This is a genomic window from Belnapia sp. F-4-1 (genome assembly GCF_000802185.1).
Lineage (GTDB): Bacteria > Pseudomonadota > Alphaproteobacteria > Acetobacterales > Acetobacteraceae > Belnapia.
Map to the genome: position 1 here is coordinate 5,271,444 of NZ_KN676113.1, position 14,940 is coordinate 5,286,383.

The window sequence follows — 14,940 nt, forward strand, 5'->3', positions numbered from 1 at the left end:
CGGTCCCACTTTGCTGGAGCGGGGCCGGAACAGCAACGAGCTGGCCCGGTTCCCGCAATGGCCGGCGTCTTGCCGCATCGCAATGCCGGCGCCCATAGTCCTCGGTACAGGGGAAGGAAACGGCGAATGGCAAGGCTCCAGGGCAAGGTCGCCCTCATCACCGGCGCGGGCACCGGCATCGGCCGGGCGACGGCGGAACTCTTCGCGCGCGAGGGGGCGCGGGTGGCGATTGCCGAGCTCGACGCCACCGCAGGCGAGGAGACGGCGCAGCGCGTCGCAGCCAGCGGGGGCGAGGCCATCGCCATCCCCACCGATGTGCGGGAGGAGGCGCAGGTGGAGGCCGCCATCCGCCACACCGTGCAGCATTGGGGGCGGCTCGACGTGCTGCACAACAATGCCGGCGGCTCGACGCTGGAGGACGGCCCGGTGACCGAGGCGCCGATCGGCGAGTTCTGGCGCGCCATCACGCTCGACCTCTTCGGCACCTTCCTCGGCTGCCGCTTCGGCATCCCGGCGATCATCGCCTCGGGCGGCGGGGCGGTGATCAACATGGCGTCCATCGTGGCGCTGATGGGCTTCCCGGGGCGGGATTGCTACACGGCGGCCAAGGGCGGCGTCGCGGCGCTGACCCGCTCGCTCGCCGTCGAATACGCGGCGCAGCGGGTGCGGGTGAATGCCATCGCGCCCTGCGTCACCCTCACCCCAAGGGTCGAGCGGCTGCTGGCCGGCAACGCGGCGGCGCGGCAGGTGGCGGAGGGGCACCTGCTCGGTCTCGGCCAGCCGATGGACATGGCGCAGGCGGCGCTCTGGCTCGCCTCCGACGAGAGCCGGATCGTCACCGGCCAGGTGATCCCGGTCGATAGCGGGGCGGTGGCGGCATGATGCTGCCCGACGACCGGAGCGCCGAACTGGCCCACCATGCGAAGGAAGCAAGCATGACAAGCATTGGCTTCATCGGCCTCGGCCAGATGGGCGCGCCGATGGCGGCGCGGCTGCTCGGCCCGGATGTGGCGCTGCATGTCTTCGACCCGCGGCCGGAGGCGGTGGCGGGGCTCGCGGCGCAGGGCGCCATCGGCTGCGCCAGCGCGCGGGCCGTCGCCGATGCGGCGGAGATCGTCCTCGCCTGCCTGCCCAATGGCCAGGTCAGCGAGGCAGTCGCGGGCGAGGTCGCCGGTGGCGGCGCCGTCAAACTTTATGCCGAGATGTCCACCATCGGCCGCGCGATGGTCGAGGGCATCGCGGCGCGGCTCGCGGAGCGCGGCATCGCCGTGGTGGATGCGCCGATCAGCGGCGGCCCCTCGGGCGCGCGGGCGGGGACCCTCGCCATGCTCGCCGCTGGCGCGCCGGAGGCGGTGGCGCGGCTCAGGCCCTGGCAGGAGCGGATCGGGCGCGTGGTCTTCACCCTCGGCGAGCGGCCGGGGCAGGCGCAGGTGATGAAGCTCGTCAACAACCTGGTCTTCGCCGCCAACATGGTCGCCGGCTTCGAGGGGCTCGCCATGGGCGCCAAGGCGGGGCTCGACCCCGATACCATGCTGGCGATGCTGAATGCCGGGACGGGGCGCAGCGTCGTCACCGAGCGCGTGGCGGAGGAAGTGCTAGCGGGGCGCTTCGCCTTCGGCGCGGCGATCGCGGTGGTGGACAAGGATGTGAAGCTTGGCCTCGCCGAGGCGGCCTCGCTCGACGTGCCGATGTGGGCGATCGAGCAGGCGGCGCGGGTCTGGCGCTTCGCCGCCGGGCATGGGATGGCGGGGGAGGACATCTCGGCGCTGGCGCGGCTGGTGGAAGGCTGGGCGGGGGCGGAGATCAGGAGCCGGAAGGAGTGACGGCGGATGGCAAAGATCCACTACAAGATCGTCCAGCATGATGGCGGCTGGGCCTACAAGCTCGGCGATGTCTTCTCGGAGTCCTTCCCCACGCATGACGCGGCGATGCGGGCGGCGAAGCGCGTGGCGCAGGAGCAGCACATCCCCGGCAACGACGCCTACATCGAGTACCAGGACGAGACGGGCGAATGGCGCACCGAGTATTCGGCGGGCGGTGACCGGCCGGATGCGGATGTGACCGACTAGGCAGCCACCAGCGCTGCCAGCGCCGTGCGGACCTCGGCCACCTCCAGCGCCGCGAGGCGTGGGTGGCGGAGGACGGCCACGACGCGGCCGCGCGGGGCGCAGAGGGCCGGGTCGCTCTCCGGGCCGAACAGCGCGAGGGTCGGGCAGCCGGCGGCGGCGGCCAGGTGGGTCGGGCCGGTATCATTGCCGATGGCGAAGGCGGCGCGACGGGCGACGGCGCCGAGGCCGGCGAGGCTGGTGCGGCCGGTCAGGTCGATCACCGCCCCGGGCCGGGCGGCGGCGATGGCGGCGGCGAGCGGCGCCTCGGCCGGGCCGCCGATGACGGCGACGGGCAGGTCGAGGCCGGCGGCGAGCGCGGCGAAGCGCTCCACCGGCCAGCGCTTGCCGGGGCGGCCGGGCGAGGCGCCGGGGATCAGCAGGGCGAAGCGTGCCGGCAGGCCGAGGCTGGAAATGTCGTCATCCAGCCAATCCAGGGCGGGGGCGGGGAAGTCGGCGATGCCGGCCATCTCCAGCTGCTCGCGCTGGCGCTCGGCGGTGTGCATCAGGTCCCGTGCGGGGTTGGCATGGGGAAGGCTGGCGCCGGGGGCGATGCCGGACCATTCGGCGCCGCCGCCGACCATCAGCCGGTAGCGTGAGGAACGGGACGAAGTCTGCAGGTCATAGACCCGCCCGAAGCGGGCGGCGCGCAGGCGGCGGGCGAGGCGCCAGACGGCAGGCAGGTCGGTCCAGGCAGGACGGCCATCCTCCCAGATGCGGTCGAACCAGGGGCTGCGGCGCAGCAGGCCGGCATAGGGCGGCGTCGTCAGCAGGGTGACCTCGGCGCCCGGGTGATGGGCGCGGATCGCGGCGAAGGGGCCGAAGGCCTGCACCACGTCGCCGAGCGCGGCGAGCTTGATGACGAGGATCCGGCCGGCCGTCATGCCAATTCCCGGTAGACGGCGAGCGTCGCCGCCTGCATCGCGGCCGTGGTGTAGTGGGCGAGCACATGGGCGCGGGCGGCCTCGCCGACCGCGGCACGGCGGGCGAGCGGCAGGCCGAGCGCATGGCGGATGGCGCGGGCCAGGGCCTCCGGGTCGCAGGGGGGGACGCGCCAGCCGGTCTCGTTCTGCATCACCGTCTCGCGCGGGCCGCCGAGATCGGCGGCGATCACCGGGCGGGCCATGGCCTGGGCCTCGATCACCGTGCGGCCGAAGGCCTCGGGCTCGGTCGAGCAATGCAGGACGAGGTCGGCGAGCAGCAGGGCGGCCGGCACGTCCTCGACATGGCCGGCGAAGCGCAGCCGGTCACCGAGGCCGAGGCGGGCCGCCTCCGCCTCCAGCTCGCGGCGGTAGCGAGGGCCGTCGCCGACCAGCACGGCAATGGCCTCGGGCGGCAGGTGGGCCATGGCCCGGAGCAGCACCCCCTGCCCTTTCCAGCGGGTGATGCGGCCGGGGAGCATCAGCACCGGTCGGCCCTCCGGCAGGCGCCATTCGGCGCGAAGCGCGGCAAGGCGGCCGGGCGGGACCAGCGCCGGATCGAAGCTGCGGGGATCGACGCCACGGGGGATGATGCGGATGCGCGCCGGGTCGGTGCCGTGGCGCTCGCGGATATGGGCGGCGATGAAGTGGCTGATGGCGATGACACGCTCGCCCTTCGCCATGACCGAGTTGTAGAGCCGCTTGCCCGGGACGCCCTCGTTGTAGGTGCCGTGATAGGTGGTGACGAAGTGGGCGCCCGCCCGCCGCGCCGCCAGCATCGCCGACCAGGCGGGTGCGCGCGAGCGGGCATGGACGATGCCGACGCCTTCCGCCGCCGCCAGCCGGGCCAGGGCGCCGGCATTGCGGAGGATGCCCCAGGGCGCCTTGGTGCGCAGCGGCAGGGTGACGTGGGTGGCGCCGAGCCGTTCCAGCGGCCCGACCAGTGGGCCGCCGGCCGAGGCGACGAGGGCGCGGCCGCCGGCGGCGATGATGGCCTCGGCGATCTCGAGCGTGCCGCGCTCCACCCCGCCGGCGACGAGGCTCGGCAGCACTTGGAGGATGGGCGGCAGGCTCACGCGGCGATGGGGCTCGGCATGGCGAGGCCGGCGGCGGCGGCGCGGGCGGCGAGCGCGGGCGGGATGGAGGGGTGGAGGGCGACGCCCTGCGCCATTGCCTCCGCGCGGCGCTGCCAGGCGCGCTCGCCGGGGAGGCGGGGCGGTTGGCCGGCGGCGACGGGCGGGTTGGTGCGGACGGCCTCGGCGAGCCAGCCGCTCTCGCGAAGGAAGCCCTCCGCCCCGCCGAAGCGGGCCGGGTCGATCACCAGGACCAGGACATTGGCGCCCCAGCCGCTGGGCGCCTCGGCGCGGCCATGGCCGGCAAGGCCCGAGGTCAGCGCCTCGACCAGCAGCCCGAGGCCGAAGCCCTTGTGGCCGGCGGCCATGCCGCCCAGCGGCAGCAGGGTGCCGTCCTCGAAGAAAGCTTCCGGGTCGTCCGTGGGCTGGCCTTCGGCGGTGAGCAGGGCATCAAAGGGGAAGCGGGTACCCTCGGCGCGGCGCCGGGCGGTCATGCCGTTGGTGGTGATGGACATGGAGATGTCGATCATCACCGGCCCGTCCGGGCCGGGCCAGCCGGCGGCGAGCGGGTTCGGCGTGATGATGCGGCGGGTGCCGCCCCAGGGGGCGACGGAGGCCGTCGCCGGGTCGGAGGACCAGATCTGGGCGACGAGGCCGCGCTGCACCAGGCGCGGGAGGTAGGCGGCGAGGCAGCCGATATGATGGCAACGGCAGATGGCCACGGCCGAGAGGCCGTATTCCGCGGCACGGTCGGCGGCGAGGTCGCCGGCGCGGCGGACCAGCCAGGGACCGGGGAGCTTGCCGCCGTCCCAGGTCTCGACGACCGGGGTGCCGGAAAGGACCGTGGGCTCCCCCCTGCCCTGCATGTCGCCGCTGGCGAGGCCGTCGAGATAGGGCGGCAGCAGGGCGAGGCCGTGGGTGTCATGGCCCATCAGGTCGCCCTCGACCAGGATCTCGGCCACCACCCCGGCCCTGTCGGCATCCATGCCGCCGGCCGCGAAGAGGGCGGCGGCGAGGGTGGTGAGGTCGGCATGGGCGTAGCGGGTCATCGGAGGCCTCGGCGCGATGGAGGGGTGTTCCTCGGGCCGGCGGGGGGATTCGTCAAGGCGGGGGTAAGGCGGTTCAAAACCTCAGTCAGAGATGCCGCAACGTCTTGTTTTGGCTGCGCACCAAGAGGAAAATTGAATGTTTGAAGGATTTAGGCGGAGGTCCCTGGTTCGAGACCACGACCCAAGCTCTGACAATTTTCCTATACCAAACGAGCGGACGTCCTGTCCAGGAGTTCAGGCCGCCTCGCTCTGCAGAGCGGAGAGGAACGCCTTCAGTCCGCTCTGAAGTTCACGCTCCGTCTCGGTATCAGGGAAGACGAAGGCGAGTTGCAGCCCGTCGCTCATTCCAACAACGCGGCAGGCGACATCGGGCAGGCCATCGATCGTCAGACGCACCAGATCGCCGGATGCGACTGCGGCCCGGCTGTAGACCTTGGCGCCGCCGAGGGACAGGTTGGCGACCTGGCCGGCGACCGCTTCTCCACTGCCCGACGGCAGGACGGTGCAGCGACACCGCACCGGGATGCGCGGGTAGTGCCGCCGGTCGCCCTCCTCCAGGGTGGCGCGGACCAGGCCGACGAGCCGCCCCTGCAGCCCGTCGATCGCGGCCGCCACCTGGCCGGAGGTGCCATGCATCATCCCAATGGACATCCGGTTGTCGTCGAGCTTCGCCGCCGCGCCGACCACCTTGGCGGTCGCGGCCTGTGCCGCCCGCGAGGCATCCTCCGCCGCGCGGGCGACGCTGGCCGCGGTTTCCGCCTGGAGGGACATCGCCTGCTCGACGGTTGCGGAGATGCCGGCAAGATCGCGCACGCCGGCGAGGATTGTGTCGACGGCCTGGGTGGTCCGGGTGACGCGATCCAGCACCGCGGCGATCCGCTCGGCGATGGCGGCATTGGCCTTGGCGGCCTCCGCGGCAAGCTGCTTCACCTCGCCGGCGACGACGGCGAAGCCTTTGCCGGCCTCGCCTGCGCGCGCCGCCTCGATGGTCGCGTTCAACGCCAGGAGGTTGGTCTGGCCGGCAATTCCCGCAATCAGCCGGGTGACGGCATTGATCTCGCCGGCGGCGACCGAGAGCTCGGCGACTAGGCGCTGCGCCTCCTCGCCCCGCTCGGCCATGGCGCGGGAGGTGGCGGCAGCGCGCGACACCTCTCCGGTCAGGTCCTGCACGACCTTGAGGATCGCGTCGGTGGCCTCGGCGGCGATGGCGGCTTCGGCCGCGCCGCGCTCGCTGTCGCCGCGGGCGGCCTGCATCTGATGCTCGAGCTCCATGCCCGAGGTTTCGAGCTGGTCAAGCTCCGCCTGCAGGTCGCGCGCGGCGGCGTTGACCTCGGCGACCGCCTCGCCCGCCTCCGCCTCAATGCGCGTGGCCATCGCCTCGACCGCCGAAGTTCGGTCCGCGACGGGTGGGGGCGGCGCCGAAGTGGGCGCTGCCTCCGGTAAGGGCTGGGGCGGCGGCACAGGCTGACGGCAAAGCCGCAGCAGGCCGAATAGCCCGAGCGCCAGCAGGGGCAGGCCGAGCCAGGGAATGCTGCTGCCGAGAGCAAGGCCGCCAGGCGCGAGGCCGAGCGTCGCCAAGGTGAGGAAGAGGTGCGGGTGGAGCTTCATGCAGCAGCCTCCCAATCGGTGAGTTTACCAAGCTCGGATACGGGCAAGGCGGGGCCGCAATCGATGCGTACCGGCCGCTCGGGGGCGGAGAGGGCGCTGCGGCACCAAGCCTCCAGCTCGGCGGCAAGGCGCTGCGGCTCCGCCCCGGGGGCGGGGATGGCGAAGGCTTTCAACCTCGGTTCGGCCAGGCGGGAATCGAGCCGGACCACGCAATCGGCGACCAGCGGATGCTCGCGCAGGCGGGCGGCGATGCGGTCCGGGTAGACATTCACCCCGCCGACCTGCACGGCTCGGTCCTTGCGGCCATGCAGGTGGAACCCCCCCTGCTTGTCGAAGACGGCGTTATCGGGCAGCGGGACGGGTTGGCCGGTCTCGGCATCGACGATGCTGCCCGCCTCGCCAGGGCGCCACCAGGGCAGCAGGCGGAAGCTCTCCTCCGGCGCGATGCGGGTGGCGATGCCACCAGTTTCGGAACTGCCATAGACTTCCGTCACACGGCCGAAACCGACGCCGCGGAGCGCATGGTGGATCCCGGCGGGCAGCGGCGCGGTGGAGGAGACGGCCTCGACATCGGCGGGCAGGATGGCAGGGCCGATCGAGCGCAGCAGGCCCGAGAACCCTGTCGGGAAGCCGACCAGGAGATCGCCAGGCGCAACCTCCCGCAGCAACCGGCCAGGGGCGAGGGCGCGCGCATCCTGCACCGGCAGGCCGAGCAGGTCCGGCAGCAGGGCGGTGAAGAGGAAGCCATAGATATGGTGCGCAGGGACCAGGGCGAGGATGCGACGGCGGTCGGCGAAGCGCCCTGCCCAGTGGGCGCCCTCGGCCAGGAGGCGGGCGGCGGAATGTGTGCAGGGGCGGCGCTCGCCCGTGCTGCCGGAGGTCGTGACGGTAAGGCCCGAGACGCCCTCGGCGAGGGCGGCACGCACCACCTCGGCCCAGCCGGAAAGCGTATGGCGGGCCAGGAGGTAGTCCTCGATCCCTGTCTCATGCAGGTGGAAGAAGGCGTTGACGGCGGCGGCGCAGGTCAGGCGCTCGAGGCTGTCGAGCCCGAGGCCGGACTCGTCGAGCGCCAGGTCGGCGGGCCAGAGCGCGGCCTCCTCCGCCCGGATGCGGCGGCCGGCGGCGGTGAGCTCGGCGGCAAGCAGCGAGCGCAGGACGCGCAGCACGGCGCTTTCGGAGAGGTCGAGATGCTGTCGCGGCGTCATCATCGGCAGAGGATGCGCCCGCGTGCTGAATTTTGGGTAAATGCCGCGCGGGCGATGCCGGGACGGGCGTTTACCGGATTTTCAGAAGAAGCGTGGCAGAGAGGAGCCGCATCATCCACAGCAAGGGAATGGTCGGCATGGAGCTCATCAAGTTCGGGGCGGACAACCTCGAGAACCTGGTTGCGCAGGACCCGTCGCGGCTGAACCGCCTGCCCTTCGGTGCGGTCCTCGTCGATGCGAGCGGCAAGATCATGAAGTACAACAACGCCGAGGGCGAGATCACGGGACGCAAGCCGGAAGAGGTCGTCGGCAAGAACTTCTTCACGGATGTCGCACCTTGCACGCGCGGGCACCTCTTCCAAGGCAAGTTCCAGGAAGGCGTCACCAAGGGCCAGGTGAACACGATGTTCGAATACGTCTTCGACCACAACATGGCGCCCGCCAAGGTGCGGGTGCACATGAAGTCGGCTTCGGTGAAGGATGGCGTCTGGATCTTCGTGAAGCGGGTCTGAGCCTGGGTGGGTGGCGGCTCCCTTCAGGGAGCCGTCACGTGCAGGGGCGGGCGGCGACCGCTGTTCCATTGTCCGCCGATGGCCCGCTCAATCTGCGCCGCCAGTTGCAGCAACAGGCCGTCGTCGGCCTGCTTCGCCTGGGCCTGGATGCCGAGCGGCAGGCCGTTCTCCTGCTGGCCGAGCGGCATCGACAGGCCGGGGATGCCGCAGAGATTGGCGAGCGGCGTATAGGCGAAGTTGCGCCAAAGATTGCCGAACCAGTCATGGACATCCGGGTTGTCGGAGATCGTCAGGTATTCGGTGGTGCCGAGGCGGGGGGTGGGGAGCGCGGTGATCGGCGTCAGGATCACGTCCCACTCCTCGAAGAAGGCGCCGAAGGCGCGGGAGGTGGCGTTGAACGCCGCCTGCATCCGGGCGCGCTCGGTGTAGGTGGTGTGGAGCCCGGCCTCCCAGATGCGGATGTTCATCGGCTCGACCAAGTCCTCCGGCGGACGGTCGAAGCCGCGGGCGGCGATGAGGTTGGCCACCGTCTGGGCGAAGTTGGAGATGTAGCAGGTGGTCTGGGCCGCGAAGGCGGCGCGGAAATCGACCGCGGGCAGCGCCCAGTCGACATGGTGGCCAAGGCTTTCCAGCAGGCGGCCAGCCCGCTCCAGCTCGGCGACGAAATGCGGCGTGGCGCGGTAGTCGCCCCATTCATGGGAAAGGGCGATGCGCAGGGGCTTCGGGTCGCGCTGGATCAGCGAGGTGCAGGGCTCGGGCGCGGTCCAGTAGGGCATGAACTCGCCGGGGGCGCCGCCGCGGCAGTGGTCGAGGAAGGCCGCCGTGTCGCGCACGGTGCGGCTCTGGCAGCCCTGCGTCGAGACCAGGCTGCTGATGTCGGAGGCATAGGGGGCGGTGGAGAAGACGCCGCGCGAGGGTTTCAGCCCGAGGTTGCCGCAGGCGCCGGCGGGGATGCGGATGGAGCCGCCGCCATCGGTCGCGTGGCTCAGCGGCAGGACGCCGGCGGCGATCATGGCGCCGCAGCCGGCGGACGACCCGTTGGTGGTGTGCTCGAGGTTCCAGGGGTTGCGGGTGACGTAGACCGCCGGGTTCTCGGCGGAGGAGCAGCAGCCGAATTCGGGCGTCGTCGTACGGCCAATGATGTTGAGGCCGGCCTGACGGATGCGGGTGGTGAGGTAGGCATCCGCCGTCGGGCGGTTTCCGCGCATGAGGCGGGAGCCCATTTCCTGCAGCCGGCCGGCGATGGTGGGGCCGAGATCCTTCATCAGCCAGGGCACGCCGGCGAAGGGGCCGGCGAGGTCGGTGCCGCCGGTCGCAGGGTCGGCGACGGCATCCTCGAAGACCTCGACCACGGCAGCGAGGGTGGGGTTGAGGCGGGCGATGCCGGCGGCGGCCTGGGCGGCGAGGTCCCCGGGGGTCAGCTCGCCCTGGCGGACGAGGGCGGCGAGGCCCGTGGCGTCCTGTTGCGTCCACTCGTCCCAGCTCATGCTCAGCGTCATCGTCCGTGCCCCAACTCATGCCCCAGCGGGGACAGGGTAAGGCAAAGCCCGGGCCAGGGCGAATGGCGCAGCCTGTCGGGCGGATGTCAGGCTGCGGCCCCCAGGCTGTAGCGCTTGCTGACCCGGTCGATGGGGGTGCCGTCACGCAGGGGCACCGCATGGCTGATGGCGTGATCCTCGAAGCCCAGTCGCGCATAGAAGGCGAGGCCGCCGGCGTTGTCGGCGCGGATGGTCGCGTTGATGGCGGACAATCCCCGCTCCGCGGCGGCCCGCCGCGTTGCCGCGAAGAGCAGCGAGCCCGTTCCCCTCTGCACCCGCCCGACGCGGCTGAAGGTACCGATGTCGCCGACACCCTCCGGCATGTCGTCGGAGCGGAGAAGGGATTGAAAGCCCGCCAGGCTGCCGTCCTCCTCCTGGGCGACGAAGCAGCAGATCACGCCGGGGCCGGTCAGCAGGGCGCTGGCCAGGGCCTCGGGGGTGAAGGGCTCCTCCATGGCGGTCGTCCCGCCGCGCGAGATGATCGTGTTGAGCAGCTCGGCGAGGGCAAGGGCATCCCCCTCCCGCACTGGCCTGATCTCCATGTCGTGCCCTCCGCTGGACCCTGGCGCCGGCAGCACAAGGCTCGGTGCCGGGCGCGGCGTCAACTCCGCTTGGGGCAGCCTGTCAGCGGAGCGCGAGGCCGGTGGCCGGAGTCGTGCGCGCGGCGCGGAGGCGCTCGAGCCGCCTGTCGATGCCGGCCAGTTCGCGGTCGAGGGCAGCGTAGAACCGGTCGCCGAAATCGGCCATCTCCGGCGGCAGGGGGCGACGCTCCTCCCGCAGCCGGTGCAGGCGGGCGGCATACCAGTGGAGGTTGGGCTCCAGCGCGTGCTGGCGGGGCGTCGCCAGGATCTCGGCGAGCCAGTGGCGGTAGGGGCCGAGGGTCGGCTCGTCGTAGAAGACGAGGCCGAGTTCGGTCTCGTAGACCTCGTTCGCCGGCCAAGCGGGGGCGCTGAGGGCGATGGCGCCGGGGCGGACGGGCAGCGTGCCGAAATCCAGCACGGCGCGGCGGGCGGCGGGGTCCGCGAAGGCGGCTTCCGGGCTGAGCAGCGCAGCGTCGTTGCCGCGGCGCATGAGGTTGACGAACTCGTTCTTCGGCACCGGGAAGTCGAGGATGGCGAGCGGCAGCGGCCTGTGCGTCGGCCAGCGGCGCCAGAATCCGGCGGCGGCGAGGGCGTTGTGCGCCAGGTGGATGCAGTTGTCCTGGAAGAGCGACCAGTGGAATTCACGCTCGCCGCGGCGGTAGGGCGCGTTCTCGGCGTTGAGGAAGGCGATCATCGAGAGCATCTGCGCCCGCGTCATCGGCACCCGCGCGCAGTACCGGCCGCGGCCGAGGCCGACGGCATAGTCGGTGGCGATGGACACCTCGTATTTCGCCATCTCGGGCGGCAGGCCGGGCGGCGCCTTGGTCATGGCCGCGTCATGGAAAGCGATGCCGTCATAGAGGCCGAGGCTGCGGGCCTCGGCCAGGACCTCGGCATAGCGGGCGCGGGTCAGCGTCTCGCCGTGGCGGAGATTGCCCTCGAAGAAGAAGTCGCGGCCGGGGATGGCGACCCATTTGGCGTTGCGGAAATGCGCGTTCATCGAGAGGCCGACGCCCCCTTCCAGCCCGGCGCCGGGCGTGTCGCAGGGGATGAGGGTGCCGTCGGGGCCGCGGCAGGCGCCGTTGAGGTAGAGCACCGCATGGCCGCCGATATCGCCCCGGATCTCGGCGCCGAAGCCGGGGCGCTTCCTGATCTGGGACAGGGCGCAGAACTCGGCGTACCAGGGGAAGGCGGCGGCGTAGCCGGCTTCCGGGTCGGCGATGCCGGGGCGGGTGAAGTCGACCGTGCCGCAGGCGGCGAGGCTCAGCGAGAACAGGATGGCGGCCAGGAGGGCGAACAGGCGGCGCAGATATTCGGACATCGGTCCTTCGACTGTCGGTTGAGCGTGGCCGAAACGCTGCCGTGTCGTTCGGGTTGCGGGCCGGACGGTGACAGGCGCGTCAGGCAGAGGCCGGGCAGCGGGGCCGTGTGTGTCACGCCCCCCTGCCTACCCATGCACCCCGGCGGCAAAGACTTGCAGGGCGTGGGTTCCGGCCCGTTGCGCGGGTGGGGCTTCGCGTCGGCGCCGGGACGGCTAGACTGGCCGGCAATCAGGGAGAGGATGAATGATGCGCCTGGACAACACGGCCCTGCCGCAGGACTGGCCGAACGGGGCCTATGCGGCGCGGATCATGACGGCGGAGGGGCCGAGCGCCATCGGCCTGCTCAACGGCGCGGCCTTCGACATGACGCCGGCCTTCGGCACGGTGAGCGCCTGGCTGAACGAGGCGGACCCGGTGGCGGCGATCCGCAACCGCGGCGTGCCGGTGCCGCTCGACCTGCCGGCGGTGCTTGCCAACAGCCACCATGCGGCGCGGGACGCGGCGAAGCCGTGGCTGCTGGCGCCGGTCGACCTGCAGGCGGTGAAGGCCTGCGGCGTGACCTATGTGCGGAGCATGCTGGAGCGGGTGATCGAGGAGCGCTGCCGCGGCGATGCGAGCCAGGCGGAGGCGGTGCGGGCCGAGGTGCGGGGGATCATCGGCGACGAGCTCTCCGCCGTCAGGCCGGGCAGCGCGGAGGCGATGCGGCTGAAGGCGGCGCTGGTCGAGCGCGGATGGTGGAGCCAGTATCTCGAGGTCGGCATCGGGCCGGATGCGGAAATCTTCAGCAAGTGCCAGCCGATGGCGTCCGTCGGCGTGGGCGCGAAGATCGGCGTCCATCCGACAAGCGAGTGGAGCAACCCGGAGCCCGAGGTGGTGCTGGCGGTCAATGCGCGCGGGGCAATTCTCGGCGCGATGCTCGGCAACGACGTGAACCTGCGCGACGTCGAGGGGCGCTCGGCGCTGCTGCTCGGCCGCGCCAAGGACAACAACGCGGCCTGCGCGCTCGGGCCGGTGCTGCGGCTGTTCGATGGCGGGTTCACGCTGGAGGATGTCAGGCGGGCGGAGATCGCGCTGACCATCGAGGGGCGGGACGGCTTCCGGCTCGAGGAGACGGGGGCAGTCGGCTCGATCAGCCGCGACCCGACGGAGGTGGTCGACCAGCTGATCGGGCCGCATCACCAGTACCCCGATGGCGCGGTGCTGTTCCTCGGCACGCCCTTCTCGCCGAGCAAGGACCGTGGCGTCGCGGGCCAGGGCTTCACCCATCATCCGGGCGACGTGGTGCGGATCGCCTCGGCGCGGCTCGGGGCGCTGGTCAACGAGGTGGACCGGACGGATGCCTGCCCGCCCTGGACCTTCGGCGCTGGCGCGCTGATGGGGAACTTGGCGCGGCGCGGGTTGCCGCGGGCGTGAGGGAGGAGAGCGGGCGGCTCGACCGCGGGGACGGGGTGGAGCTGGCCTGGCGGCGCGTCGCCGGGTGTGGCCCCGGCGTTGTCTTCCTCGGCGGGTTTCGCAGCGACATGACGGGGACGAAGGCGGAGGACCTCGCCGCCTTCTGCGCGGAGACGGGGCGGGCCTTCCTGCGCTTCGACTATTCGGGGCATGGGGCGAGCGGGGGCGCGTTCGAAGCCGGGAGCATCGGGCGCTGGGCGGCGGATGCGGAGGCCGCGATCGGGGCGCTCACCACCGGGCCGCAGGTACTGGTCGGATCGTCGATGGGCGGGTGGATCAGCCTGCTGCTGATGCGGCGGCGGCCAGAGATGGTGGCGGGGTTTGTCGGCATCGCGGCGGCGCCAGACTTCACCCTGCGGATCGAGGCGGCACTGACGGTGGAGGCGCGGGCGGCGCTCGAACGAGAGGGGGTGTGGCATCGGCCAAGTGCCTATGGCGACCCCTACCCCATCACGCGGGGGCTGCTGGAGGATGGGCGCAGGCAGATGGTGCTGGACCGGGCGCTGGAGTTCGAGGGGCCGGTGCGGCTGTTGCAGGGGCAGCAGGACCCGGATGTGCCGTGGGACACGGCGCTACGGATCGCGGAGGCGGTGACGGGCGGGGATGTGCAGGTGGTGCTGGTGAAGGACGGGGATCACCGGCTGTCGCGGGCGGAGGATTTGCGGGTGTTGCGGCGGGTGGTGGAGGAGGTCATGGCGAGTCCTGGGTGATGATCGCTGCCCTTCCTTGGAGTGCGCGCCGGCCGAGGATGGCGGTTCCCAGCCCGAAGGGTTTGCGCCCGCGATGGCGCGCATTTTGTTGCCCTCCGAAACATCATTGCGAATGCGTCCGATACTTCTTCACTCGCTGAACCGGACATGTAGTATGTCCGGAACGAGTTGGAGATGCCTCGTGAGTATATCGGCGACACATAACCTCGGACGTCATGTGGTCCGCACGATGAGGACCGCATCTGGATATCGGGGGCGAGCGATCCTCGGACCAGGGGATTTCGTGGATGCCGCGGGTGAGACACTCCAGGACGTGCTGGCGACCGTCGAGCGCGCTTTGGCCGAGCGGATGGCGGCGGCGAAAGCAGCGCGGGTGGATGGGGTTCCGACCGCCGATGAGTTTCTCGACGCACTCCATCAGCTTGAGCGGAGGAAAGAATTCGGCAAGCACCATAAAGCGATGCTTGCAGCCCTGCACAAGGCTTCGGAACGGAGCCTGACCGCCGGTGAACTCGCGGAGGCGCCGGGATGGAACAGCTACGGGCCTGCGAATGCCCATCTCGGCAGTTTCGCCAGGGAGCTGTCGCTTGAGCTGGGCTACCAGCCTGTCAAGGCAGACTCCCGGGACCCGTCCGCATGGACCTACACCCTGGCGACGGCGGCGCCCGACCGCAGCTCGGAGGATCATTTCCGCTGGCGGATGCGGCCGGAATTTGCCGAGGCCTTTGAGCGCTTCCAGAACGGAGGTTCGGCATCCGGACGACCGTCCCCCACCCGAACCCGGTAGGCGAAGCTTGGGTGTCGCTCCGGTTGGCTCGCCCGACCCGGCTTCGACGGGCCGCTGGCCCATTCGGGATGCGCCACC

The 14,940-nt window shown here is 71.7% G+C and carries 15 protein-coding genes; 7 read left to right on the top strand and 8 right to left on the bottom strand.

From position 1 onward, the window contains the following. Positions 1-126 precede the first annotated feature (126 nt). Genes LH62_RS24870 through LH62_RS24880 form a run of 3 tightly spaced genes read left to right on the top strand, consistent with a single transcriptional unit; the run spans position 127 to position 2,069 of the window. Complete coding sequence (locus LH62_RS24870) at positions 127-882, top strand: SDR family NAD(P)-dependent oxidoreductase (protein ID WP_043364766.1); 756 nt, start codon at positions 127-129, stop codon at positions 880-882. A 53-nt stretch (positions 883-935) separates the two neighbouring features. Beyond that, a complete protein-coding gene (locus LH62_RS24875) occupies positions 936-1,823 on the top strand; it encodes an NAD(P)-dependent oxidoreductase (RefSeq protein WP_043366566.1) in 888 nt (295 codons plus the stop codon). 6 nt (positions 1,824-1,829) lie between these two features. After that, complete coding sequence (locus tag LH62_RS24880) at positions 1,830-2,069, top strand: DUF2188 domain-containing protein (RefSeq protein WP_043364767.1); 240 nt, start codon at positions 1,830-1,832, stop codon at positions 2,067-2,069. Here the strand turns inward: LH62_RS24880 and LH62_RS24885 are convergent. The 5 genes from LH62_RS24885 to pcl form a co-directional block, all read right to left on the bottom strand. Further along, on the bottom strand, positions 2,066-2,989 hold the full coding sequence (locus tag LH62_RS24885) for a glycosyltransferase family 9 protein (RefSeq protein ID WP_043364768.1): 924 nt from the start codon (positions 2,987-2,989) through the stop codon (positions 2,066-2,068). The genes LH62_RS24880 and LH62_RS24885 overlap by 4 nt on opposite strands. Further along, positions 2,986-4,101 carry a glycosyltransferase family 4 protein gene (locus LH62_RS24890; protein WP_043364769.1) on the bottom strand — a complete coding sequence of 372 codons (1,116 nt, stop codon included), beginning with the start codon at positions 4,099-4,101 and terminating at the stop codon, positions 2,986-2,988. The genes LH62_RS24885 and LH62_RS24890 overlap by 4 nt, the downstream gene beginning before the upstream one ends. Further along, positions 4,098-5,147 (bottom strand): Ldh family oxidoreductase, encoded by a 1,050-nt coding sequence (locus LH62_RS24895; protein WP_043364770.1) that lies wholly within the window; start codon positions 5,145-5,147, stop codon positions 4,098-4,100. The genes LH62_RS24890 and LH62_RS24895 overlap by 4 nt, the downstream gene beginning before the upstream one ends. A 234-nt stretch (positions 5,148-5,381) precedes the next feature. Continuing rightward, on the bottom strand, positions 5,382-6,755 hold the full coding sequence (locus LH62_RS24900) for a methyl-accepting chemotaxis protein (RefSeq protein ID WP_043364771.1): 1,374 nt from the start codon (positions 6,753-6,755) through the stop codon (positions 5,382-5,384). Continuing rightward, complete coding sequence (gene pcl / locus LH62_RS24905) at positions 6,752-7,963, bottom strand: 4-coumarate--CoA ligase (RefSeq protein WP_052214894.1); 1,212 nt, start codon at positions 7,961-7,963, stop codon at positions 6,752-6,754. The genes LH62_RS24900 and pcl overlap by 4 nt, the downstream gene beginning before the upstream one ends. Before the next feature lie 134 nt (positions 7,964-8,097). On the opposite strand from pcl, the gene pyp reads away from it, so the two are divergent. Continuing rightward, positions 8,098-8,472, top strand: coding sequence for a photoactive yellow protein (gene pyp, locus LH62_RS24910; RefSeq protein WP_043366569.1), 375 nt, complete (start codon positions 8,098-8,100; stop codon positions 8,470-8,472). A gap of 23 nt (positions 8,473-8,495) precedes the next feature. Here the strand turns inward: pyp and LH62_RS24915 are convergent, their stop codons facing one another. The 3 genes from LH62_RS24915 to LH62_RS24925 form a co-directional block, all read right to left on the bottom strand. After that, complete coding sequence (locus LH62_RS24915; protein WP_043364772.1) at positions 8,496-9,971, bottom strand: amidase; 1,476 nt, start codon at positions 9,969-9,971, stop codon at positions 8,496-8,498. Positions 9,972-10,057: 86 nt separating this feature from the next. Then, on the bottom strand, positions 10,058-10,552 hold the full coding sequence (locus tag LH62_RS24920) for a GNAT family N-acetyltransferase (protein WP_043364773.1): 495 nt from the start codon (positions 10,550-10,552) through the stop codon (positions 10,058-10,060). An 82-nt stretch (positions 10,553-10,634) separates the two neighbouring features. Continuing rightward, entirely contained in the window at positions 10,635-11,912 is a 1,278-nt protein-coding gene (locus tag LH62_RS24925; RefSeq protein ID WP_043364774.1) for a hypothetical protein, read from the bottom strand. Positions 11,913-12,159: 247 nt separating this feature from the next. On the opposite strand from LH62_RS24925, the gene LH62_RS24930 reads away from it, so the two are divergent. The 3 genes from LH62_RS24930 (at position 12,160) to LH62_RS24940 (ending at position 14,862) form a co-directional block, all read left to right on the top strand. Next, entirely contained in the window at positions 12,160-13,326 is a 1,167-nt protein-coding gene (locus tag LH62_RS24930; RefSeq protein ID WP_144404691.1) for a fumarylacetoacetate hydrolase family protein, read from the top strand. Continuing rightward, positions 13,323-14,075 (top strand): carboxylesterase, encoded by a 753-nt coding sequence (locus LH62_RS24935; protein WP_043364776.1) that lies wholly within the window; start codon positions 13,323-13,325, stop codon positions 14,073-14,075. Before LH62_RS24930 ends, LH62_RS24935 begins: the two co-directional genes overlap by 4 nt. Positions 14,076-14,388: 313 nt before the next feature. Next, positions 14,389-14,862 (top strand): hypothetical protein, encoded by a 474-nt coding sequence (locus LH62_RS24940; RefSeq protein WP_144404620.1) that lies wholly within the window; start codon positions 14,389-14,391, stop codon positions 14,860-14,862. Positions 14,863-14,940 lie beyond the last annotated feature (78 nt).